The 19,888-nt window shown below is 63.3% G+C and carries 20 protein-coding genes and 1 pseudogene; 14 read left to right on the top strand and 7 right to left on the bottom strand.

Annotated features, from left to right (window positions below; genetic code table 11):
- The 3 genes from B7X30_RS03395 to B7X30_RS03385 all read left to right on the top strand — a co-directional run bounded on the left by B7X30_RS03395 (position 1) and on the right by B7X30_RS03385 (position 2,277).
- Positions 1-933, top strand: coding sequence for a dimethyl sulfoxide reductase anchor subunit family protein (locus B7X30_RS03395; RefSeq protein ID WP_286729030.1), 933 nt, complete (start codon positions 1-3; stop codon positions 931-933).
- A 67-nt stretch (positions 934-1,000) separates the two neighbouring features.
- Positions 1,001-1,408 carry a lysozyme inhibitor LprI family protein gene (locus tag B7X30_RS03390; RefSeq protein WP_286729028.1) on the top strand — a complete coding sequence of 136 codons (408 nt, stop codon included), beginning with the start codon at positions 1,001-1,003 and terminating at the stop codon, positions 1,406-1,408.
- A gap of 62 nt (positions 1,409-1,470) precedes the next feature.
- Complete coding sequence (locus B7X30_RS03385) at positions 1,471-2,277, top strand: enoyl-CoA hydratase (RefSeq protein WP_286729026.1); 807 nt, start codon at positions 1,471-1,473, stop codon at positions 2,275-2,277.
- Here B7X30_RS03385 and B7X30_RS03380 read toward each other — a convergent pair.
- Positions 2,266-3,126, bottom strand: coding sequence for a PP2C family protein-serine/threonine phosphatase (locus B7X30_RS03380; RefSeq protein ID WP_013105642.1), 861 nt, complete (start codon positions 3,124-3,126; stop codon positions 2,266-2,268). The two genes, B7X30_RS03385 and B7X30_RS03380, sit on opposite strands and share 12 nt — an antisense overlap.
- Positions 3,127-3,262: 136 nt before the next feature.
- Here B7X30_RS03380 and yoaA point away from each other — a divergent pair, with 136 nt between their 5' ends.
- Positions 3,263-5,293, top strand: a complete 2,031-nt coding sequence (yoaA, locus tag B7X30_RS03375) for a DNA repair helicase YoaA (RefSeq protein ID WP_286729023.1) — start codon at positions 3,263-3,265, stop codon at positions 5,291-5,293.
- A 7-nt stretch (positions 5,294-5,300) separates the two neighbouring features.
- On the opposite strand, the gene B7X30_RS03370 is transcribed toward yoaA, so the two are convergent.
- Positions 5,301-6,122 (bottom strand): outer membrane protein assembly factor BamD, encoded by an 822-nt coding sequence (locus B7X30_RS03370; RefSeq protein WP_013105644.1) that lies wholly within the window; start codon positions 6,120-6,122, stop codon positions 5,301-5,303.
- A 58-nt stretch (positions 6,123-6,180) separates the two neighbouring features.
- On the opposite strand from B7X30_RS03370, the gene B7X30_RS03365 reads away from it, so the two are divergent.
- Positions 6,181-7,209 (top strand): RluA family pseudouridine synthase, encoded by a 1,029-nt coding sequence (locus tag B7X30_RS03365; protein WP_286729020.1) that lies wholly within the window; start codon positions 6,181-6,183, stop codon positions 7,207-7,209.
- Positions 7,210-7,232: 23 nt separating this feature from the next.
- On the opposite strand, the gene B7X30_RS03360 is transcribed toward B7X30_RS03365, so the two are convergent.
- Positions 7,233-8,057, bottom strand: a complete 825-nt coding sequence (locus tag B7X30_RS03360; protein WP_286729018.1) for a glycosyltransferase family 2 protein — start codon at positions 8,055-8,057, stop codon at positions 7,233-7,235.
- Between the two features lie 152 nt (positions 8,058-8,209).
- Here B7X30_RS03360 and pgeF point away from each other — a divergent pair, with 152 nt between their 5' ends.
- The 6 genes from pgeF (at position 8,210) to rimO (ending at position 15,054) form a co-directional block, all read left to right on the top strand.
- A complete protein-coding gene (gene pgeF / locus B7X30_RS03355; protein ID WP_286729017.1) occupies positions 8,210-9,049 on the top strand; it encodes a peptidoglycan editing factor PgeF in 840 nt (279 codons plus the stop codon).
- A 114-nt stretch (positions 9,050-9,163) separates the two neighbouring features.
- Positions 9,164-10,897 (top strand): class I poly(R)-hydroxyalkanoic acid synthase, encoded by a 1,734-nt coding sequence (gene phaC, locus B7X30_RS03350; protein WP_286729016.1) that lies wholly within the window; start codon positions 9,164-9,166, stop codon positions 10,895-10,897.
- A 60-nt stretch (positions 10,898-10,957) separates the two neighbouring features.
- A complete protein-coding gene (locus B7X30_RS03345) occupies positions 10,958-12,136 on the top strand; it encodes an acetyl-CoA C-acetyltransferase (RefSeq protein WP_286729014.1) in 1,179 nt (392 codons plus the stop codon).
- Between the two features lie 45 nt (positions 12,137-12,181).
- Complete coding sequence (gene phbB, locus B7X30_RS03340; protein ID WP_013122985.1) at positions 12,182-12,922, top strand: acetoacetyl-CoA reductase; 741 nt, start codon at positions 12,182-12,184, stop codon at positions 12,920-12,922.
- Between the two features lie 125 nt (positions 12,923-13,047).
- Entirely contained in the window at positions 13,048-13,593 is a 546-nt protein-coding gene (gene phaR, locus B7X30_RS03335; protein ID WP_013105651.1) for a polyhydroxyalkanoate synthesis repressor PhaR, read from the top strand.
- Positions 13,594-13,653: 60 nt separating this feature from the next.
- Positions 13,654-15,054 carry a 30S ribosomal protein S12 methylthiotransferase RimO gene (rimO, locus tag B7X30_RS03330; RefSeq protein ID WP_286729011.1) on the top strand — a complete coding sequence of 467 codons (1,401 nt, stop codon included), beginning with the start codon at positions 13,654-13,656 and terminating at the stop codon, positions 15,052-15,054.
- A 34-nt stretch (positions 15,055-15,088) separates the two neighbouring features.
- Here rimO and B7X30_RS03325 read toward each other — a convergent pair whose 3' ends face one another.
- Together B7X30_RS03325 and B7X30_RS03320 are read right to left on the bottom strand one after the other, a co-directional pair.
- Positions 15,089-15,586, bottom strand: a complete 498-nt coding sequence (locus B7X30_RS03325; RefSeq protein ID WP_013122987.1) for a hypothetical protein — start codon at positions 15,584-15,586, stop codon at positions 15,089-15,091.
- Between the two features lie 133 nt (positions 15,587-15,719).
- Complete coding sequence (locus B7X30_RS03320; RefSeq protein WP_286729008.1) at positions 15,720-16,526, bottom strand: sulfite exporter TauE/SafE family protein; 807 nt, start codon at positions 16,524-16,526, stop codon at positions 15,720-15,722.
- 242 nt (positions 16,527-16,768) lie between these two features.
- Between B7X30_RS03320 and B7X30_RS03315 the strand changes: the two genes are divergently transcribed.
- On the top strand, positions 16,769-17,317 hold the full coding sequence (locus B7X30_RS03315; protein ID WP_013105655.1) for an acetate uptake transporter: 549 nt from the start codon (positions 16,769-16,771) through the stop codon (positions 17,315-17,317).
- Positions 17,318-17,547: 230 nt separating this feature from the next.
- Entirely contained in the window at positions 17,548-17,991 is a 444-nt protein-coding gene (locus B7X30_RS03310; protein WP_286729007.1) for a DUF2844 domain-containing protein, read from the top strand.
- A gap of 42 nt (positions 17,992-18,033) precedes the next feature.
- Here the strand turns inward: B7X30_RS03310 and B7X30_RS03305 are convergent, their stop codons facing one another.
- Positions 18,034-18,654 carry a DUF4124 domain-containing protein gene (locus B7X30_RS03305; protein ID WP_013105657.1) on the bottom strand — a complete coding sequence of 207 codons (621 nt, stop codon included), beginning with the start codon at positions 18,652-18,654 and terminating at the stop codon, positions 18,034-18,036.
- 165 nt (positions 18,655-18,819) lie between these two features.
- Between B7X30_RS03305 and B7X30_RS03300 the strand changes: the two are divergent.
- Positions 18,820-19,595: pseudogene (locus B7X30_RS03300) on the top strand (exodeoxyribonuclease III).
- A 29-nt stretch (positions 19,596-19,624) separates the two neighbouring features.
- Here B7X30_RS03300 and B7X30_RS03295 read toward each other — a convergent pair.
- The gene (locus B7X30_RS03295; RefSeq protein WP_286729005.1) at positions 19,625-19,837 is read right to left on the bottom strand and encodes a hypothetical protein; all 213 of its coding nucleotides are present in this window, start codon (positions 19,835-19,837) and stop codon (positions 19,625-19,627) included.
- Between the last annotated feature and the right edge of the window lie 51 nt (positions 19,838-19,888).

Raw genomic sequence — 19,888 nt, 5'->3', positions numbered from 1 at the left:
ATGCGTCCCGCGTTTTCCGTTTTATTGCTCACCACCCTGGTCGGCTGCGCACAGGGGCTGGGGGTTGTGGTGGCGCTGCCAGCGCTGTTCGGCGCGGCGCAGAGCGCCTCTTGGCTGGCGTTCTGCAGCTTGAGTCTGTGGATCATCCTGGGGCTGGGCGTTATCGGGCTGGCCGCCTCGTTCGGCCATCTCGGACGCCCGGAGCGCGCCTGGCGCGCCGCCGCCATGTGGCGCACCTCCTGGCTGTCGCGCGAGGTCATCGCCCTGCCGGCCTTCCTGGGATTGACCGCCTTGAGCCTGCTGGGCATTCAAACCCTGCACGATTGGCCTGGTCTGCTGGCCGCGGTCTTGATCGTTGGTGCGCTGGCGCTCTGGGTTTGCACCGCCATGATCTACGCGGGGGTGCGGTTTCTGCGCGAATGGGCTACTCCGCTCACCGTGCTGAACTTCGTGCTGATGGGGCTGGCCAGCGGCTGTCTGCTGGCTTCCGTGCTGGCGCTGTGGCGGCTTGCGCCGCAGGCGGCGATCTATGCCCGCGCCGCCGCCGCATTGCTGGGCGTTGCCCTAGTGGGGCGTCTGGCGGCGCTGCTGCGTGTGCGGGGTCTGACACCTGCGGGGTCGATGCAGTCGGCCATCGGGGTGGGCAGTGCGGTGATCCGCCAGACCTCCAAGGGCTTCACCGCCGGGGCATTCAACACCCGCGAGTTCTTTCATGGACGAAGCGCGCTGTGGGTGACGAGTGCGCGCTGGGGCTTCGTGGTGTTTGGCTTCGTGCTGCCGATCTTGCTGCTGCTTCTCACTCCGCAGCCGCTGCGCTTGGTCGGTTGGCCGCTGGCGCTGGCGAGCAATCTGCTGGGCATGCTCGCCGAGCGCTGGGATTTTTTCGCTCAGGTCCGTCATCCGCAAAACCGCTATTACCAGGCCGCGCTGTGACCGATTGAAACCAGCGGGAACGCCCGCCCGCAGCGCGGCTCCATCCTTCTTTTGAAAGAGGATGAACATGCGTGGAATCGGCTTTTTGTGCGGCGGGTTGTTGGTGTTGGCGTGCTTCGGGCAGGCGCAGGCCGCGATTGAGGTGAAGACCCCGCCCATCTGCCTGTCGCAACCGCGTAGCGCAGATTGCGCCGCACAGATACGGCGCGCGCTCAATGAGCGCATGACCCATCTCTATCGCCTGGAATTGCAGAAGGTGATGGGCACCTACACCGAGCGGCGACTCGATCATGCGCAGAATCTGTGGCGGCGCTGGGCGAATGCGGAATGTGAGTTCCGCAACGGTCCGCCCGATTGGCAAAATGCCGCCTGGAGCACGCGGCAGGATGACTGTCTGTCGGGCATGATCCGCACCCGAATCGCCCAGCTCGACGGCTTTTTGCACTGTTCCGGCGCCACCTGCCCGCCCAAATGACCCGCGTCAGATAAGGTTCAGCATGTGCTTGCATCATCCACTGAAAACCCAAGGAGACCGCCATGCCCAACCCCTCGAACCCGACCGACGTCCTGCTGCATGAACGCGATGCGCGCGGCGTGGTTACCCTCACGCTCAACCGCCCGCAGGCGTTCAACGCCTTGTCGGAGGCTTTGCTCGATGCACTGCAGGCGCAGATCGACGCCTTGACGGAAGACGACGCCGCCCGCGTGGTCATCCTGCGCGGCGCAGGCCGAGCTTTTTGCGCCGGGCACGATCTCAAGGAAATGCGCGCCCAGCCCTCGCAGGCCTATTACCAGTCGCTTTTCGCCCGTTGCGGCAAGGTCATGACCGGGCTGATGCGGCTGCCCCAGCCCGTCATCGCGCAGGTGCATGGCATCGCCACGGCGGCCGGCTGTCAGCTGGTGGCGAGTTGCGATCTGGCGGTGGCCAGCGCTGACGCGCGCTTTGCCGTCTCGGGCGTGAACTACGGGCTGTTCTGTTCCACGCCCGGCGTGGCGCTGGCGCGCAATCTGCCGCGCAAGCAGGCGATGGAAATGCTGCTCACCGGCGAGTTCATCGACGCTGCCACCGCCCAGCAGCGCGCCCTCATCAATCGCGTCGCCCCGGCCGATGCGCTGGAAGCTGAAGTGGAGCGACTGGTCGCCAGCATTCTGAACAAACCCGCCGCCGCGGTGCGCATGGGCAAGGCGCTGTTCTACCGCCAGGTCGAGACCGGCATCGATGCGGCTTACCAACTCGCGGCGCAGACCATGACCTGCAATATGCTCGACGACTGCGCGCTAGAAGGCGTACAGGCCTTCATCGAAAAACGCGAACCGAGTTGGCGCGTGGCCTCAGGCGCCTGATGACGTACTTGATGTCTCACCCGGCGCGGGCAGCCGCGCCAGCTCGATGACGATGAGGGACAGATTGTCGCCGCGGCCGCCGGCGCGGGTGCGGGCCTTGTCGATCAGGTACTGACAGCACTCGCGCGGCTGCAGTTTGGAGGTGGCGATTTCCAGATCCTGATCGGTAAAGTAGTGCCACACGCCGTCGCTGCACAGCATGAGCACATCACCCGGCATCAGCGGGCTTTCTTCCACCGGCTTGGACGGCAGCTCCGACATGCCCAGACTGCAGGTCAGCACATTGCTCATCGGATGGTTGCGGGCCTTGGCTTCGGTGATCTCGCCCTTGTCGACCAGGGTTTGCACATACGAGTCATCGGTGGTGCGCAGCAGCAGCCGACCGTTGCGGAAGATATAGAGGCGGCTGTCGCCCACATGCGACCAGTAGCAGCGGCCTTCGTCGGCGTGAAACAGGGCGCAGACGATGGTGGAATGCGGCTCCTGCTCGGTGGACAGGGCGGTGAGCCGGATCATGCTGTGGCTTTCCTGCACGATCTGCTGCAGCAGCGCATGCGGGTCGTCGCTGTCCGGGTGGTAGCGCTCGAACAGTTGCTGCGCGGTGAGCATGACCTGATCGGCCGCCTTGCGTCCGCCGCTTTTTCCGCCCATGCCGTCGGCAATCACTGCCAGCACGCAGCCCTGCACGCGGGGGTGGGCAATGACCCGCAGTTGATCTTGCTGATACGGCCGGTCGCCTTTGTGCAGGCCACTTGCCGCGCTCAGCCGCCAGCGGGTACCCGCACGGTGCTGCACCGGCGTGGGCAGGGGCGGCAACCGGGACGGCGGGTAGTGATCGGTGGGATCCATAGAATCGGCGGCGATTCAGTGCAGAAGGCGGCGATGAGTGAGCGGATGAACAAACTGATGGAACACATTGATTCTAGGGGGCGCGCATGTCCGCCTTCGCCATGCTGCGCGGCACTGGAAAGTGCCCGCCATCGGCATGCGCGCTGATTCCCCGTCTTCGACGCCTCAGGCGCCAGAACCCTCCACGGCTTTGGCCGAGCATTGCGACGCGCTGTTTTCTCCCGGCAGTCCGCTGCAGGAGGAATTGCCGCAGTGGTCGGTGCGCGAGGGGCAGCGAGAGCTGGCGATGGCGGTGGCCGGGGCCATCGCCGACCGGGCCATCCTCATGGCGGAAGCGGGTACGGGCACGGGCAAAACGCTGGCCTATCTCGTGCCTGCGCTGTTGCATGGCGGGCGGGTGATCATTTCCACCGCGACCCGCAATCTGCAGGATCAGCTCTACAACAAGGATCTGCCCGCAGCACGCCGTGCGCTGGGCGCAGCGGTGAGCACCTGCGTGCTCAAAGGCCGCTCGAATTACGTCTGCCTCTACCGCCTGCAGCGCGCGGCGGAATGGGTGCACGGCCGCCATGCTCATGCGCAATTGCGCCGCATCACGCAGTTCGCCAAAAGCGATGCACGCGGCGATCTGTCGGCGCTGTCGGGGCTGGAAGAAAACTCCGCGCTGGGCTATCTCGTCACCTCCACCACCGACAACTGCCTCGGGGCAGACTGCCCTGACTACAAAGCCTGTTTTGTGATGAAAGCGCGCCGCGAGGCCTTGGCTTCCGACGTGGTGATCATCAATCACCATCTGTTTTTCGCCGATCTGGCGTTGCGCGGCGAAGGCGTGGCCGAATTGCTGCCGACCGCAGACACGCTGATTTTCGACGAAGCGCATCAGCTTGCCGAAATCGGGGTGCAATTCCTCGGGGCGCGCTGCGGCACGGCGCAGGTGGTCGATCTCAGCCGCGACGTGCTGGCCGCAGGCCTGCAACACGCCAAAGGCCTGGCCGACTGGCAGACCTTGAGCGGTGCACTGGAGCGCGCGGCGCGCGATTTGCGCCTGGCCGCACCGCAAAACCCCGGGCGTCTGAGTCAGCCCCAGGTGCTCGATCTGCCCGGCTGGGACGTAGCCTTGCACGACCTCCAGGCGCAACTGGCGCATACCGCGGAGGTGCTGTCGGCCCATGTCGAGGCGGCGGCTGAGTTCGAGCGGCTGATGGATCGCTGCACCGCCTTGCACCAGGCCTTTTCAAGTTGGCAGGCTGCACCTGACCCCGATCAGACCGACGCACCGCCGCAGGTTCGCTGGGCCGACGTGGGCAGCGCGCATCTGCGGTTGCAAGCCGCGCCCTTGTCCATCGCACCGGCGTTTGCCGCCCTGGTGGCCCAACGCAGTCAGGCCTGGATTTTCACCTCGGCGACCTTGAGCGTGGGCGGCAGCTTTCGCCACGCCCGCGCCGCGCTGGGGCTGACACCGGAGCAGGGCGGCTGTGCGCCGGTGGAAGACGGGACGGCACCGCGTTGCCGCGAATTGCGCGTGGCCAGCCCGTTCGACTATGCCGAGCAAGGGCGCTTGCTGGTGCCGCAAGACTTGCCGCTGCCCAACCAGCCGGGCCATTCGGAATCGGTGGGGGCGCTCGCCGCCCAACTCGCCACGGGCAATACCGGCGGCACGTTCGTGCTCACCACCACGCTGCGGGCGGCGAAGATCATCGCGCAAACCCTGCGCGCGCTGCTGCCGGGCAGGGCGGTGCTGGAACAGTTCGACGAATCGAAAGCCGCCTTGCTGGCCCGCTTCGCCAGCACGTCGCAGGCGGTGCTGGTGGGCAGTCAGAGTTTTTGGGAGGGCGTCGATCTGCCTGGTGACCGGCTGACCCTGGTGATCATCGACAAACTACCGTTCGCCCCGCCCGACGACCCGCTCACCGCCGCACGGCTCAAGCAGATCGAGGCCGAAGGGCGCAGCGGCTTTGCCGACTACAGCATGCCCCAGGCCGCACTCTCGCTGCAGCAAGGGGCGGGGCGGTTGATCCGCACCGAAAGCGATAGGGGAGTGCTGGTGGTGTGCGACCGGCGCCTGACGGCGACCGGCTGGGGGCGACAACTTCTGGCGAGCCTGCCGCCCTTCACGCGCGTGAGCCAAACGGCAGAGGCTCAGGCGTTTTTGCAGGGAACGAAGTGAATCAGGCTTACCAGAGCTTCCAGAACGGATCGTCGCGTTTGGGCAGGCCTTCGGTGAGATAGGTGCTCTGCGGGTAGTTCAGCTTGAGCACGCGCTCGGCGTCGTCGCGCAGTTGGGTCATGCCCAGTTTGCCGTAGGCATCGACCAGTATCGCCAGGGCGAGTTGATTGGCCGGCGCGTCCTGGTAGTGTTCGATGGCACGTTGCGCGCGGTCGGCCGCAGCGACATAGGCCCCACGACGGTAATAGAACAGCGCGACATGCGTTTCATACTCGGCCAACGAGTTCACGATGTAGCGCATGCGCTGGCGGGCGTCGGGCGCGTACTTGCTCTCAGGAAAACGGGTGACGAGTTCCTTGAAACTCTCGAACGACTGTTTGGCCGCAGCTTGGTCGCGCTCGTAGAGCTTCTGGTCGGACAGGAAGGAGAACCAGCCCTGATTGGTGTTGAAGTTGATCAGGCCCTTGAGGTAGAGCACATAGTCGGTGTAGGGGTTGTTGGGGTAGAGCTTGAGAAAGCGGTCGGCGGCGGCCAGGGCCTGCGCCCGCTCGCCCTGCTTGTAGTTGCCGTAGGCGATCTCGATCAGCGCCTGCTGCGCCAACAGCCCGTAGGGGTAGCGCGACTCGAGCTTCTCGTACAGCTTCACACCCTTGTCGGTGTTGCCGCTGTTCATCTCGTCCTTGGCCTCTGCATACAATTTGGCCGACGACCAGCCCAGGGTTTCGTCTTTCGACGGCGTGGAGGCACAGCCTGCAAGGCCCAGCAGCACGACTGCCGCCGCAGCGCCCAACAACCGCAACGTCCAGAGACGGTACAACGCAACACGCATATCAATCGCCCAGGGTGGTGTAAAGCTTGCAGATTATAGGGAGCCTCGCTTCCCCCTCATGACCGATCTCTCTCCACATGCTTCGCCCTCTGCGGTCGACGGCGATTTCGCCGATCTCGACGAAGACAGCGCCGCTGTCGATTCGACGGTGCTCGAAGCCGTCGTCCCCGAGGCCGACGCCGGGCAGCGGCTCGACAAAGTGCTTGCCGCGCAGTTTTCGCAATATTCCCGCAGCCGCCTGCAGCAGTGGTGCGAAGCGGGGCTGGTGCGCATGGGCGCTCAGGTGGCTGGCGTGCGCGACAAGGCCCGCGCGGGCGAAACCCTGCGCATCGCCGTGCCCGCAATGCCTGAAGACACCGCCTTCGCACCCGAAGACTTGCCACTCAACGTGGTGTTTGAAGATGCCGATCTGGCCGTGCTCAACAAACCGGCGGGGCTGGTGGTGCATCCGGCCGCGGGCAACTGGAGCGGCACCCTGCTTAACGGCTTGCTGGCCCGCTACCCCGAGACGGCAGGGCTGCCGCGAGCGGGCATCGTTCACCGTCTCGACAAAGACACCAGCGGGCTGATGGTGACGGCGCGTACGCTGGAGGCGCAGACCGAGTTGGTGCGCCGGTTACAGGCGCGCACCATCCACCGCCAATATCTCGCGCTGGCCTGGGGCTCGGTGAGCCGCGCATTCAACGTGGAGGCGCCCATTGGCCGTCACCCGCGCGACCGTCTGCGCATGGCGGTGGTGCATGGCGGCAAACCAGCCCGTACCGATTTCACCCCGCTGGCCGAACTCGACACCCGCTGGGGGCCGCTGACGGCGCTGCGCTGCAAGCTGCACAGCGGGCGCACGCATCAGATTCGGGTGCATCTGCAGTTTGCCAAGCTGGAGATGGTGGCCGATTCGGTTTATGGCGGGCGCTTGCGGCCCGATCTGCCCTTGCAGCGTCAGGCGCTGCATGCCGCGCGGCTGGCGTTTGCCCATCCCCTGAACGACAAGCCGATGGATTTCATCGCTCCCATTTCGGACGATATAGCGAGTTTCTGGGACGCCTGCGGCGGTGAGCCGGAAGAGATCGATCCGCAGGGCTGGTGAGCGCTGCCCTATCTTTGCACGCGTCAGGGGGATGAAGCCCGGACGAACTGCTCGAAATGCAGCCCGGGCTCTTGCTGCCAAGCCTGCAGATAGGCCGCGTTGAGCCGCCGTTTGCGGTGCAGACACGCAGCCAATGTCGCGGTTTCGCCCGAGGCCGGCGACAAGCGCGACAACATCTGCGCGTAGGCCCGCTCGGCCCGGTGGCTGGCAGAGGGCATGTGATGCGTGGCCGAATCGGGGCGAATGCGGTAGTGCATCAAGGGTTGCGGATGCACGAACAGACCGCCGGCGTTGACCACGGCAACGTGGTTGAACAACAGGTCTTCGGCGAAATCGAGGGCTTCATCCCAGGTGTGGGTGATGCAATCGCGGCGGTACACCGGGCAGAATCCGCCGTCGATCAGCAGACTGTCCTGCGGCGAGAGGTGTCCGTGTTTTGGCAATACCGGGGTCAGCTTCGGCGTGCCTGGCGCGTCGAGGGCGGTGATCGCCATGCGGCACACCGCGGCGCCGTGGACATCGGCCAAAGGGAGCAAGGCGGCGGCGCGGCCGGGCAGCCAGAGATCGTCCGCATCCAGAAACGAGATAAAGTCGCCGCTGGCGCGATTCAGTCCGATATTGCGCGCTGCCGACGGCCCGGCCGCGATGCGTCCTGTCGTGGCGGATAGGCACTCCAGAGCTTGTCGGCGGGCAGCGGTGAAGTGGTGGGCATAGTCGGTGCCGTCATCCGCAACCACGATGACTTCGAGGGCGAGCCCGTCTGGCTGCTGCTGCGCCGCCAGCGAATCCAGCGCATCGCCGATGAAGGCGTGCGACCGATGGGCGGGAATGATGACGGAAAGGCGCATCGCAGGGTAGAAGGATAGGGACTGAAACGGGTTGTACGCTTTCACTATAAATTGCGCACCCAGCCCACAGGCTGCGGACTCTGCCGACCGCAGCAGATTGATACATCCCTTACCCTTTTTCCGGGCCCGGCTTGCCGCTGGCCTCATATGTCATGCTCCACACGCCTGTTCTGACGGACTTCAGCCCTGACAACCTCGCTGCACCCGCGGCGCAAGCGCCCTGGCTGCAAGTTGCCTGGCCGGGAAACCCGCGGGTGCGCGCGGTGTTCTCCAGCTGCGCCGGGGGCGTGAGTGTCGCGGCCTATGGCTGCGCGCGAAGCACCTTGGGCGGTGGAATGAATCTGGGCAACCATGTCGGCGACGATCCGGCCGCCGTCTCAAAGAACCGCAGGCTGCTCAGCGACGCGCTGGGCGGCGCACAGCCTCGCTACTTGCAGCAGGTGCACGGCATCGCGGTGGCCGATCTCGATCAGTTCCATGACGATGACCCGGAACCCGTGGCGGACGCGGCCTGCACTTCGCAGCGCGGCGTTGCGGCCACGGTGCTGGTCGCCGATTGTCTGCCGGTGTTGTTTGCCGCACCTGAGGGCAGGGCGGTGGCCGCCGCGCATGCCGGGTGGCGTGGCCTGGCGGGTGGCGTGCTCGAAGCCAGCCTGCAAGCCGTCTGCGACCGCGCCGGTTGCCCTGCGGCCGAAGTGCAGGCCGTGTTGGGCCCGGCGATCGGGCCCGGGGCGTTCGAGGTGGGTGATGAGGTGAGGGCGGCTTTTGTCAGCCTTCATCCGCAGACAGCCGTCGCGTTTTTGCCGGGCCAGCCGGGAAAATGGTGGGCCGACCTCTGGCAGCTTGCGCGCATCCGCCTGCAGGCGGCGGGTCTGTCGGCCGAGCATATTGCGGGCGGCGGTCTTTGCACCTTTGGCCTTGCCCAGCGGTTTTACTCCTACCGCCGCCAACCGGTTACCGGGCGGCAGGCCGGCTGCATCTGGGTGGAGTAGAGTGGTTTCCGCATCGTGGAAGCGCCGTTGACACGGCCTGCGGCCTGTTCAAGAATGCCGTGGCCTGCCGCTTTTGCGGATGGGCTCGCTCCCTTCCCCGTCGCACCCAACCCCATGGCCCAAAACACTTCGACCGGTTCCGCTGCGCCGCCTTTTTTTTCGGGACAGACCGAACCTTGGGCTGCATGGGCCGACATGCAGCCGGTGTGGACTTCGCTGCTTTCAGGCGCGGCAAAGGGGCAACCCGTCCTGTTCGAGCCCTCGCGGCTGCAGGCGCTGCAACAACGCTACGTTGACGAGTTTCGCCAGTTGTGGAGCGGTCTGTTGGAGGCGGACGCGGCCAGTCCATCGGCCCCGCCGGAAAATGATCGGCGTTTCTCCCACAATTCCTGGGCAGAGAGCCGCATTTCCCGCTACACCGCGGCGCTCTATCTGCTGGGCGCGCGGGCCCTGTTCGATTTGGCCGAAAACGTGCAGACCGACGAGACGACGCGGCAGAAGCTGCGCTTCGCGGTGCAGCAGTGGGTCGATGCGGCGGCGCCGTCCAACTTTCTGGCGCTCAATCCCGAGGCCCTTGAGAAAGCGGTGCAGACGCAGGGGGAAAGCCTGCGCGCCGGCGTAGAAAATTGGCTCAAGGATCTGAAACAGGGTCGAATGACGCAGACCGATGAATCGGTTTTCGAGGTGGGCCGCAACGTGGCGACCACCGCAGGTCAGGTGGTGTTTGAAAACGATTTGTTCCAGCTCATCGAGTACACCCCGCTGACTGAGCGCGTGCATGCGCGGCCGCTGCTGTTCGTGCCGCCTTCGATCAACAAGTACTACATCCTCGATCTGCAGCCCGACAACTCGCTGGTGCGGTTTGCGGTCGAGCAGGGGCACCGGACTTTCGTCGTGTCGTGGCGCAACCCGGACGCCAGCATGGGCCACCTGACCTGGGACGACTATGTGCAGGACGGCGTGATTCGCGCCATGGAGGTGGTGCGCGACATCGCGGCGCAGGGCAGCGGTGGCACCATCAACACCCTGGGGTTCTGCGTAGGCGGCACCCTGCTGGCCAACGCGCTGGCGGTGCTGCAGGCGCGAGGCGAGCAGTTCGCCCATAGCGCGACCCTGCTGACCACGATGGTCGATTTCACCGATACAGGCATTCTGAGCGTTTACGTCGATGAAGCCTCGGTGGCCCTGCGCGAAGCCACGCTGGGCAAGGGCGGGCTGATGACCGGGCGTGAACTGGCCTCGGCTTTTTCTAGCTTGCGACCGAACGATCTGGTGTGGAATTACGTCGTCGGCAATTACCTCAAGGGCGAAACCCCGCCGCCGTTCGATCTGCTGTACTGGAATTCCGATTCGACCAATCTGCCGGGGCCGCTGTTTGCCTGGTATCTGCGCAACACCTATCTCGAAAACAAGATGCGCCAGCCCGGAGCGCTCACCGTGGCTGGGGTGCCGCTGAACCTGCAGGCGGTGAAGCTACCGACCTATGTATACGCCTCGCGCGAAGATCACATCGTGCCGTGGAAAACCGCGTATGAAACCACGCGCATCCTCGGCGGGCCGATGCGCTTCGTGCTGGGCGCTTCGGGGCATATCGCCGGGGTCATCAACCCGGCCAAGCGCAACAAGCGCAGCCACTGGACTTCTCCTGCCAGCCAGCGCAAACTGCCTGCGCAAGCGCAAGCCTGGTTCGACGCCGCAACAGAACATCCGGGAAGCTGGTGGACCGATTGGGCGCGGTGGCTGGCGAAACAGGCCGGGCCGGAAGTCGCCGCGCCGAAAAAACCTGGCAACGCTCGCTACAAGCCGATCGAGCCCGCGCCCGGGCGCTACGTCAAGGTGCGGGCCTGATGCTCTGCAAGCGGTCTTTTATTTTTGTATTCGTCATCTCACTCAAAAGGAAATTCGATCATGACTGATATCGTCATCGTGTCCGCCGTGCGCACGGCGGTGGGGAAATTCGGCGGTGCGCTGGCGAAAGTGTCGGCGGTTGATCTGGGCGCTCTGGTCATCAAGGAGGCGGTCGCGCGCGCCAAGCTTGAGCCAGGGCAAGTGTCCGAGGTCATCTTCGGGCAAGTACTGCAAGCGGGCTGTGGACAGAATCCAGCGCGTCAGTCCAGCATCAAGGCAGGGTTGCCGGACATGGTGCCCGCGATGACCATCAACAAAGTCTGCGGCTCCGGCCTGAAGGCGGTAATGCTGGCCGCCCAGGCGATTCGCGATGGCGATGCCGACATTGTGGTGGCGGGCGGGCAAGAGAGCATGAGCGCCTCGCCGCATGTGCTGCCGGGCTCGCGCGACGGTCAGCGCATGGGCGACTGGAAGATGATCGACACCATGATCGTCGATGGCCTGTGGGATGCGTTCAATCAGTACCACATGGGCACCACGGCCGAGAACGTGGCAAAGAAATACGGCATCACCCGCGAAATGCAGGATGCTTTCGCCGCAGCCAGCCAGAACAAGGCCGAGGCGGCGCAGAAAGCCGGGCGCTTCACCGATGAAATCGTGCCGGTGATGCTGCCGCAGAGAAAAGGCGACCCCATTGTGTTTGCCACCGACGAGTTCGTGCGGCATGGCGTGACGGCGGAGAGTCTCGGCGGGCTGCGTCCGGCGTTCGACAAGGGCGGTACGGTCACCGCGGGCAATGCCTCGGGCCTCAACGACGGTGCTGCGGCGGTGGTGGTGATGTCGGCCCGGCGCGCCGCTGAGCTCGGCCTCAAGCCGCTGGCGACCATCCGGGCCTATGCCAACGCCGGTCTCGATCCGGCCTATATGGGTATGGGGCCGGTGCCGTCCTCCACCCGCTGTCTGTCGCGCGCAGGGTGGACGCCGCAGGAACTCGATCTCATGGAGATCAACGAGGCGTTTGCCGCGCAGGCCATCGCGGTGAATCAACAGATGGGCTGGGATACCGCCAAGGTCAACGTCAACGGCGGGGCCATTGCCATCGGCCACCCCATCGGCGCCAGTGGTTGCCGCATTCTGGTGACTTTGCTGCACGAGATGAACAAGCGCGATGCGGAAAAGGGCCTGGCCTCGCTGTGCATCGGCGGCGGCATGGGCGTGGCCATGGCGCTGGAGCGTTGAACCACCGCAGATTGATCAAACTGAAACCAAAACGAGGAGAACAAAATGAGCAAAAAAGTAGCTTATGTCACGGGTGGTATGGGCGGTATCGGCACTGGCATCTGCAAACGGCTGTGCGAGGCAGGGCACAAGGTCATCGCGGGCTGCGGCCCCAATTCCAGCCGCAAGGAGAGTTGGCTGGAAACCATGCGTTCGCAAGGCTTCGATGTCTATGCCTCCGAGGGCAATGTGGCTGACTGGGACTCGACTCAGGCGGCCTTTCAGAAAGTATTCGCCGAGCACGGAAAGGTGGACATTCTGGTGAACAACGCCGGCATCACCCGCGATGCGGTGCTGCGCAAAATGACGTATGAAGATTGGGATCTGGTGCTGCGAACCAATCTCTACTCCATGTTCAATGTGACCAAGCAGGTGATCGACGGCATGGTCGAGCGGGGCTGGGGCCGCATTATCAACATCGCGTCGGTGAATGGCGAAAAAGGCCAGTTCGGCCAGACCAATTACGCCGCGGCCAAGGCGGGCATGCATGGTTTCGCTATGTCGCTGGCGCTGGAAGTGGCCTCCAAAGGGGTGACGGTCAACACGGTGTCGCCGGGCTACATCCTGACCGATATGGTCAAGGCCATCCGGCAGGACGTGCTCGACAAGATCGTGTCTTCCATTCCGGTCAAGCGTCTGGGTACACCCGAAGAGATCGCCTCCATCGTGGTCTGGCTGGCCAGCGAGGACGCCGGGTTCACCACCGGCGCCGAATTCAGTTGCAACGGCGGGCTGCACATGAGCTGAAGCGCGATGCTGCGGTGCGGGAAAGCCTCGGTGGCGCTCGCCGGGGAGTATGGTTCAATCCGCAAATCTTTTGCCTGTGCACCTTCGCTTTTTCCGACCGCTTTTGCCGACTGCATTCCACCGCCATGCCCAAGTCCGATATTCCTCTGCGCATCATCAAAAAGTACCCCAACCGCCGTCTTTACGACAGCGAAGCGAGCGCCTACATCACCCTGAGCGATGTCAAGCAACTGGTGATGGACGGGGTGCGCTTTGTGGTGCAGGACGCCAAGACTGGCGAAGACCTGACCCGCAGCATCTTGCTGCAGATCATTCTGGAAGAAGAGAGCGGCGGCGTGCCCATGTTCAGCTCGGTCATGCTCGAGCAGATCATCCGTTTCTACGGCCACGCCATGCAGGGCATGATGGGCAGCTATCTGGAAAAGAATGTGCAGGCGTTCATCGACATCCAGAACAAGCTCGCCGAGCAGTCGCGCGGCGTGTATGACAACGCAGCCGTCAACCCCGAGGCGTGGACCCAGTTTCTCAATGTGCAAAGCCCTATGTTGCAAAACATGATGGGCAATTACCTCGAGCAGAGCAAGAACCTCTACATGCAGATGCAAGAACAGATGCAGGAGCAGGCCAAGCAGATGCTGGGCGCCTTTCAGCCGCCTGCGCCCAAGAAATGAAGCCCCTGGTGAGCTGAGAGGGTGTGAATAAATCCGCCTGGCTTCAGCGACAATGTCGGGATGGAAACATCCCTCACGCCAACATCGCCTGCCGCAGCCGCGGCGCCAAAAATCGGTTTTGTCTCGCTCGGCTGCCCCAAGGCGCTGGTGGATTCCGAGCGCATCCTGACCGAACTGCGCGCACAAGGGTATGACACCTCCAAGAGTTACGCGGGGGCGGATCTGGTCATCGTCAACACTTGCGGCTTCATCGACGCCGCAGTGCAAGAAAGTCTCGACGCCATCGGCGAGGCCTTGGCCGAAAACGGCAAAGTGATCGTGACCGGCTGCCTGGGTGCGCGCAACGATGCAGCCACGGGCAACAACCTGGTGCGCGAAGTGCACCCCAAGGTGCTCGCCGTCACCGGGCCGCACGCGACCGACGAGGTGCTGCAGCATGTGCACGCCGTCTTGCCCAAGCCGCACGATCCCTTTGTCGATCTCGTGCCGCCAGCGGGCATCAAGCTCACGCCCAAGCATTACGCCTATCTGAAAATCAGCGAGGGCTGCAACCATCGCTGTACCTTCTGCATCATCCCAGCGATGCGGGGCGATCTGGTGTCGCGCCCGATCGGAGAGGTCTTGAGCGAGGCGCGTGCGCTTTTCGCGTCGGGTGTGAAAGAACTGCTGGTGGTCAGTCAGGACACTTCGGCCTATGGGGTCGATGTGAAGTACCGCACGGGCTTCTGGGACGGTCGACCGATTCGCACTCGCATGACCGAACTGGTCGAAGCGCTAGGCAGTCTGGCTGCCGAGCATGACGCCTGGGTGCGTCTGCACTACGTCTATCCCTATCCGCATGTGGATGAAGTGTTGCCGCTAATGGCGCAGGGGCGCATCCTGCCCTATCTGGACGTGCCTTTGCAGCACGCCCACCCTGACGTGCTCAGACGCATGAAGCGCCCGGCTAGTGGCGAACGCAACCTCGAACGCATCGCCCGCTGGCGCGAGATCTGTCCCGAACTGGTGGTGCGCTCTACCTTTATCGCGGGTTTTCCGGGCGAGACGGAAGCGGAATTCCAGACCCTGCTCGATTTCATCCGCGAGGCCGAGCTCGACCGCGTGGGCTGCTTCGCCTATTCGCCGGTGGAAGGGGCAGCTGCCAACGCGCTAGCCGATCCGGTGCCCGAAGCGCTGCGAGAAGAGCGCCGCGCCCGCTTCATGGCCGTGGCCGAAGAGGTGTCCACCCGCAAACTGCATAGGCGGGTGGGGCAGGTGATGCGGGTGTTGGTCGATCAGGCGAGCCGCGAGGGGGGAGTGGGCAGAACCTTCGCCGATGCGCCCGAAATCGACGGTAAAGTGCATTTGCTGCCGCCCGATAAACCCTCGACCAAAATGCGCCTGGCGCAAAGCGGCGGCCAGTTCGTGCGCGCCCGCATCGTGCGCACCGACGGTCACGACCTGGTGGGTGAATTGGTCTGAGCCGCTCCGGGGTCGGGCGGCGCCCAGCCCCTTTTTATTGCGAGCCGATGGCGGCCTTGAGCGCGGCCACATCACGCGCAAAGCCGATGTGTGTAATCTTGCCCTGGCGAACCTGCATGACCGTCACCGCCTCTTTTTCGTGCGGCATGAAGGCAGCCTGTTCTGCCTTGCTGGCCAGCAGGATGGAGTAAGGGCGTTTGCGCATTTTGGGCAGAGCGAAGGTCTGGGTGACAAACCCCGGCATGCCGCTGATATCCGCGAGGAACACGATGCCCTGCTTGTGCATCGCTTCGACGCCCAAGGCCGTCAGGTAGTCGTTGACTACGTCGGAGGGGGCCTTTTCCACCGCGAACAACACGATCCGGGTATCAGCACCCGGAAAGTCTTCCATCTTTCCGTGCTGATTCTCGAATTGCGTCTGGGGCAGGGTGCCTCCCACGCCTAGCGGTGAAACCAAGGCCAGCGCTGGCGAGGCGCTGGAGCCCAATACGGCGGCGACTAGCGCGGCGGATAGAAAGGTACGGCGTTGCATTCGATCTCCTGTAAACGAATGCAACATCAGAACAGATCGAAGGCCGGAGGTTCCACCCCGATCGAGATCCTCGACCTGCCCGATTGCGGCTGGTCAAAACCTGATGGCCTGATGCCGACCATCCGACCTGAATTTAGAGATGGATGCCGAAGGCCGACATGTTTTTGTAGATCATGTAAGCCGCCACCACGGCCACCAGCGCCGCAAAAATAAGGTTGAGCGTGCCTTTGCTGCTCTTACCTAAGTGGGTGGCCAGTCGTGCGCCGAACACACCGCCCGCAATGCCCCCGGCGATATATAGCCCCGCGACCGTCCAGTCGAGCAGGCCGGAACTCGCATAGTTCACCGCCGTGGTCAGGCCGAATGTGCCTACCGAGAACAGCGAGGAGCCCACCGCCGCCAGCATGGGCATGCCGGTTGCGAACACCAAGCCCGGCACGATGAGAAAACCGCCGCCGATGCCGAAGAAACCCGAGAGCGTGCCGACGATGGCCGCGGATACCACCAATTTCCACATCGAAAACTGGCCGGGATTCCCTTCCATTTCGCCGGGTTTGACCTTCTTCGGGCGAATCATCAAGGCGGCGATGACCAGCATCAGAATGGCGAAAAGGAATAGCAGCTTTTTGCCGTCGACCGCCTTGCCCAAAGTAGAACCGATATACGCCGCAATAGCGCCGACGATGGCAAAGATCACCGCTTCTTTCCAACGCACATTGCCCGGGCGTGCGTGCGGAATCAGATTCAAATAGGCGTTGATCGATACCGCCAGCGCCGTCGTGCCAATCACGACGTGAGGATTGGGATAACCCACCAGATAGAGCAAGAGCGGCACCGCAAGGATGGAGCCGCCTCCGCCGATCAGGCCGAGCGTAAAACCGACTGCCACGCCAGAAACGACGGACAGGATGTGTTGGGTCAGGGTCAGGTCTGCGAGCATGGTGGCGACAGCATATAAGAACAGTCTTATGAGTTCTGTGAGGATTTGTGCTGATTTGTGGCGAGGCGATGATTTACGTCTTTCGGAAGTGACCCGGGTGACGAGGTGTAAAGCCTGCACGAAGTTTGTGACATGTAGGCGACCCGTCAGGCAGATTGTCGAAGCTTCGCGCGGACTGGCAATGCGCCAGCCACCACTGCGAAACCATCGCTGTGTTCCCTGAAAACAACGAGGAGATTGAAATGGCTGAGAAAAAAGCGATCAACCCGGCGCCGCTAGGCCTATCCGGATTTGCCTTGACCACGTGGTTGCTGAGCATGGTGAATGCCGGCTGGTTCCCTGGCGCGGATGTGCCGATGGTGCTAGCCGCCGCCTTTGCATTTGGCGGAACGGCGCAGTTTGTTGCGGGTGTGGCGGAGGGATTCGTTGGCAACGGCTTTGGCTTTGTGGCGTTCTGCGGATACGGCGCGTTCTGGTGGAGCTTCGCCCTGTTCGTCGACTTTTTCGCCAAGGGCGTTGGCGGCCCGTTCGTCGGCTGGTATCTGCTGCTCTGGGGTGTTTTCACCACTTACCTGTGGATTGCCACCTGGAAAAAAGGTCGCGCCCTGATGCTGGTTTTCACGGCGCTGGTTCCCACCTTCTATCTGCTGGCTGCTGGCGCATTGACCGGCAACAGTGGCTTGACCGTATTCGGGGGCTATCTGGGACTGATTACGGCGGCACTGGCGTTTTATCTCGCAGGGGCCGAAGTCATCAACGAGGCTTGGGGGCGCGTGGTATTGCCGGTTTGACGATCTGTTGAGGGGATGTGGCAGGCCCATGCTCGATACAACTGGCGCTGCAGCGCAGCATCAAAACGACTGAATCAGCATGAACTGATTCAGCACGGCGTCAGTTTTGCGCTGCAGCATTCTGGCAAGAGTGCTGCATCCGGCCCTAGCTCTTCTGGTCGGATGCTGCCATCAGGCGCGGCTGGCTTATCGGGCAGACCGGGCACTCGCACCCAGAGCCTGTTCACATCATGAGAAATCGCTGGATCGTTCTCGGCGCGGCCGTTGCTTTGTCCGCGCCCATTGCCTGGGCCAGTCTGGTCCAGACGCACGCATCACAACCCGACGCATCGAAGCGGCGGATGGTTCCGGCCGCGACCGCGCAGATTGTGTCGCGCTCGTTGCCGGACAATCTGCAGATCCGCGCCGCAACGGGGCCTCAGGGCATCCCGGTGCAGGAATACATCGGGGCCGATGGATCGCTATTCGCCATCACCTGGGCCGGCCCGCAGCGCGTGCAAGCGCAAGACATGGTGCGCCATTTCTTCCCTCAAGCCTCGGCTGAAAACGCCCATGCCGCGCATGGCCTGCAAGCGGTGGTGCGCAGTGCGCGGCAATCGTGGGGCAATGAAGGCGTGGCCTACTTGCCCGCATTGATGCCGATGGATTTCGATCCAAACGGGCTGGCGCCCTAAGGCATTTCCCAAGGCCGCCTCTAGCTGACAGCTGGGCGGCGACTATTGCCTTGCCGATGCCCTGGCCCACAGGGGTTTCATCCGAGTGCGCAGCGCATCGTATTCGTGGTTGATGCGAACGATTTCGGCTTTTTGGCCTTGGATGAGTGCGGTTTGCTGCTTGGTCAGCACTTTGTTCTCATCGAGCTTGGTTCGCAGTTCGAGGGGCAGTGGGCCTTGCGGATAAAACTGCGCATCGATCTGCAGACGCTTGAACTGACGCTGCAGAGTAGCGAGTTGTTTTTCGGCGTCCTCGATCATCGACTGCGGCCGATTCAAATCGCTGACGCGGGCGGCCTCCAGCGCGGCTTCGTTTGGGTAGCGCAGCAACAGGGCACGATCCTCACGTTGCTGATCGCGCTGCTGTCTGGCCAGATTCTGCGCGGCCTCTTTTGCCTGGGCCTGCTCGGCCTGTTCCTTCATGGTCAGAATGCGCCGGCGCACGGTGCCGTCTGAGCCGATCACTTTGCCGCCATAGGTCAGGCAATCCTGCGTCAAGCGATCACTGGAAACCAGCGTGCCGTTCGCGTCGCGACAGAGGTAGATGTCAGCGTGCGCCCACGGAGCGGTGCACAACAGCAAGCCGAGGAGGAGGGGGCGAAGTTGGCGCACGGTCAATTTCATGAACTGCGGGTGAGAGTGTTGCTGCAACAATGTCGAAGTGGGCCGTCGCGTTGACGAGCCGCCTTATTGTGCCTTGCTTTGCGGCGTTGCAGGCGCTGCCTGTGTTGCAGAGCAGATACCCGAGTGCCTGCCTGTTCATTGCTTGACCCAACCGGATGCCTGGATATGTTGCCTTTCCCCTTGCGCGTGACCACTCTGAATCTCAATGGCGTACGTTCCGCCGCGAACAAGGGGGTCGATGACTGGCTGCGCTCGCAGGCACGCCCAGATGTGCTCTGCGTGCAGGAACTCAAAGCGCTGGAAGCCGATATGACGCCCGGCCTGCGTACCTTGGGTGGATTGCCCGGGGCCGCATTTCAGCACGCCGAGAAGCCCGGCTACAGCGGCGTCGGCCTCTATTGGAAGCACGAACCCGATGAAGTGCGCATCGGTTTTGGCCATGCCGAGTTCGACGCGGAAGGGCGCTATGTCGAAGCCATTTACAAGCGCCCGGGCGGCGGGCGTCTATCCATCGTGTCTGCCTACTTCCCCTCGGGCTCCAGCTCCGAGGAGCGCCAGCAGGCGAAATTTCGGTTCCTGGCCGATTTCTACGAACACCTTCTGGCCCTGGAGGCCGCAGGCGAGGTGCTGCTGTGCGGCGATGTCAACATCGCCCACAAAGAGATTGATTTGAAGAATTGGAAAGGGAACCTCAAGAACAGCGGCTTCCTGCCGGAAGAGCGCGCCTGGATGACCCGACTGATTGACGAGGCGGGCTATGTGGACGTGTTTCGCCAGCTCGACCCCGCGCCAGATCGGTACACCTGGTAAACGTGGGATGGCGCATCGACTACCACCTGGCCACTCCCGGCATCGCGGCGCAGGCTAAATCGGATAGCGCCTGGATTTACACGGAGCAGCGGTTTTCCGATCATGCTCCACTAACTATCGACTACGCCTGAGGTCGGTGTTGACGTCGATTTAAAACAGATCAGGCTCGGGATTGCTTAGAAATCGACACCTTCACCATCAGATACAGCCCTGTTTCGTCGGGCAGTTTGCGGGGCTTGTCGGACGGCTTGGCGTTGCGAACGGCGGGGTCTGTCAGCGGCACGGCGGTATTTCCTCGGTCGATATCGTCAAAAGACGGGATACCTGACCTGCTCCCCGCCAGCCGTACCACGGTGAAGTTCGTGGAGTCCATCACGATGGAGAATGATGGACATGAAGACGAGTCGATTCAGCGAAGAGCAGA

The sequence above is a fragment of the Thiomonas sp. 13-64-67 genome, assembly GCF_002282795.1.
Lineage (GTDB): Bacteria > Pseudomonadota > Gammaproteobacteria > Burkholderiales > Burkholderiaceae_C > Thiomonas > Thiomonas arsenitoxydans.
The sequence above is the reverse complement of the archived record's forward strand: the minus strand, read 5'-3'. Positions and strand labels throughout refer to the sequence as shown.

What these genes read in the sequence shown, in the direction of transcription:
- B7X30_RS03395 (WP_286729030.1), top strand. Translation starts at nt 1, where the DNA reads ATGCGTCCCGCGTTTTCCGTTTTATTGCTCACCACCCTGGTCGGCTGC.
- B7X30_RS03390 (WP_286729028.1), top strand. Translation starts at nt 1,001, where the DNA reads ATGCGTGGAATCGGCTTTTTGTGCGGCGGGTTGTTGGTGTTGGCGTGC.
- B7X30_RS03385 (WP_286729026.1), top strand. Translation starts at nt 1,471, where the DNA reads ATGCCCAACCCCTCGAACCCGACCGACGTCCTGCTGCATGAACGCGAT.
- B7X30_RS03380 (WP_013105642.1), bottom strand. Translation starts at nt 3,126, where the DNA reads ATGGATCCCACCGATCACTACCCGCCGTCCCGGTTGCCGCCCCTGCCC.
- yoaA (WP_286729023.1), top strand. Translation starts at nt 3,263, where the DNA reads ATGCGCGCTGATTCCCCGTCTTCGACGCCTCAGGCGCCAGAACCCTCC.
- B7X30_RS03370 (WP_013105644.1), bottom strand. Translation starts at nt 6,122, where the DNA reads ATGCGTGTTGCGTTGTACCGTCTCTGGACGTTGCGGTTGTTGGGCGCT.
- B7X30_RS03365 (WP_286729020.1), top strand. Translation starts at nt 6,181, where the DNA reads ATGACCGATCTCTCTCCACATGCTTCGCCCTCTGCGGTCGACGGCGAT.
- B7X30_RS03360 (WP_286729018.1), bottom strand. Translation starts at nt 8,057, where the DNA reads ATGCGCCTTTCCGTCATCATTCCCGCCCATCGGTCGCACGCCTTCATC.
- pgeF (WP_286729017.1), top strand. Translation starts at nt 8,210, where the DNA reads ATGCTCCACACGCCTGTTCTGACGGACTTCAGCCCTGACAACCTCGCT.
- phaC (WP_286729016.1), top strand. Translation starts at nt 9,164, where the DNA reads ATGGCCCAAAACACTTCGACCGGTTCCGCTGCGCCGCCTTTTTTTTCG.
- B7X30_RS03345 (WP_286729014.1), top strand. Translation starts at nt 10,958, where the DNA reads ATGACTGATATCGTCATCGTGTCCGCCGTGCGCACGGCGGTGGGGAAA.
- phbB (WP_013122985.1), top strand. Translation starts at nt 12,182, where the DNA reads ATGAGCAAAAAAGTAGCTTATGTCACGGGTGGTATGGGCGGTATCGGC.
- phaR (WP_013105651.1), top strand. Translation starts at nt 13,048, where the DNA reads ATGCCCAAGTCCGATATTCCTCTGCGCATCATCAAAAAGTACCCCAAC.
- rimO (WP_286729011.1), top strand. Translation starts at nt 13,654, where the DNA reads ATGGAAACATCCCTCACGCCAACATCGCCTGCCGCAGCCGCGGCGCCA.
- B7X30_RS03325 (WP_013122987.1), bottom strand. Translation starts at nt 15,586, where the DNA reads ATGCAACGCCGTACCTTTCTATCCGCCGCGCTAGTCGCCGCCGTATTG.
- B7X30_RS03320 (WP_286729008.1), bottom strand. Translation starts at nt 16,526, where the DNA reads ATGCTCGCAGACCTGACCCTGACCCAACACATCCTGTCCGTCGTTTCT.
- B7X30_RS03315 (WP_013105655.1), top strand. Translation starts at nt 16,769, where the DNA reads ATGGCTGAGAAAAAAGCGATCAACCCGGCGCCGCTAGGCCTATCCGGA.
- B7X30_RS03310 (WP_286729007.1), top strand. Translation starts at nt 17,548, where the DNA reads ATGAGAAATCGCTGGATCGTTCTCGGCGCGGCCGTTGCTTTGTCCGCG.
- B7X30_RS03305 (WP_013105657.1), bottom strand. Translation starts at nt 18,654, where the DNA reads ATGAAATTGACCGTGCGCCAACTTCGCCCCCTCCTCCTCGGCTTGCTG.
- B7X30_RS03295 (WP_286729005.1), bottom strand. Translation starts at nt 19,837, where the DNA reads ATGGACTCCACGAACTTCACCGTGGTACGGCTGGCGGGGAGCAGGTCA.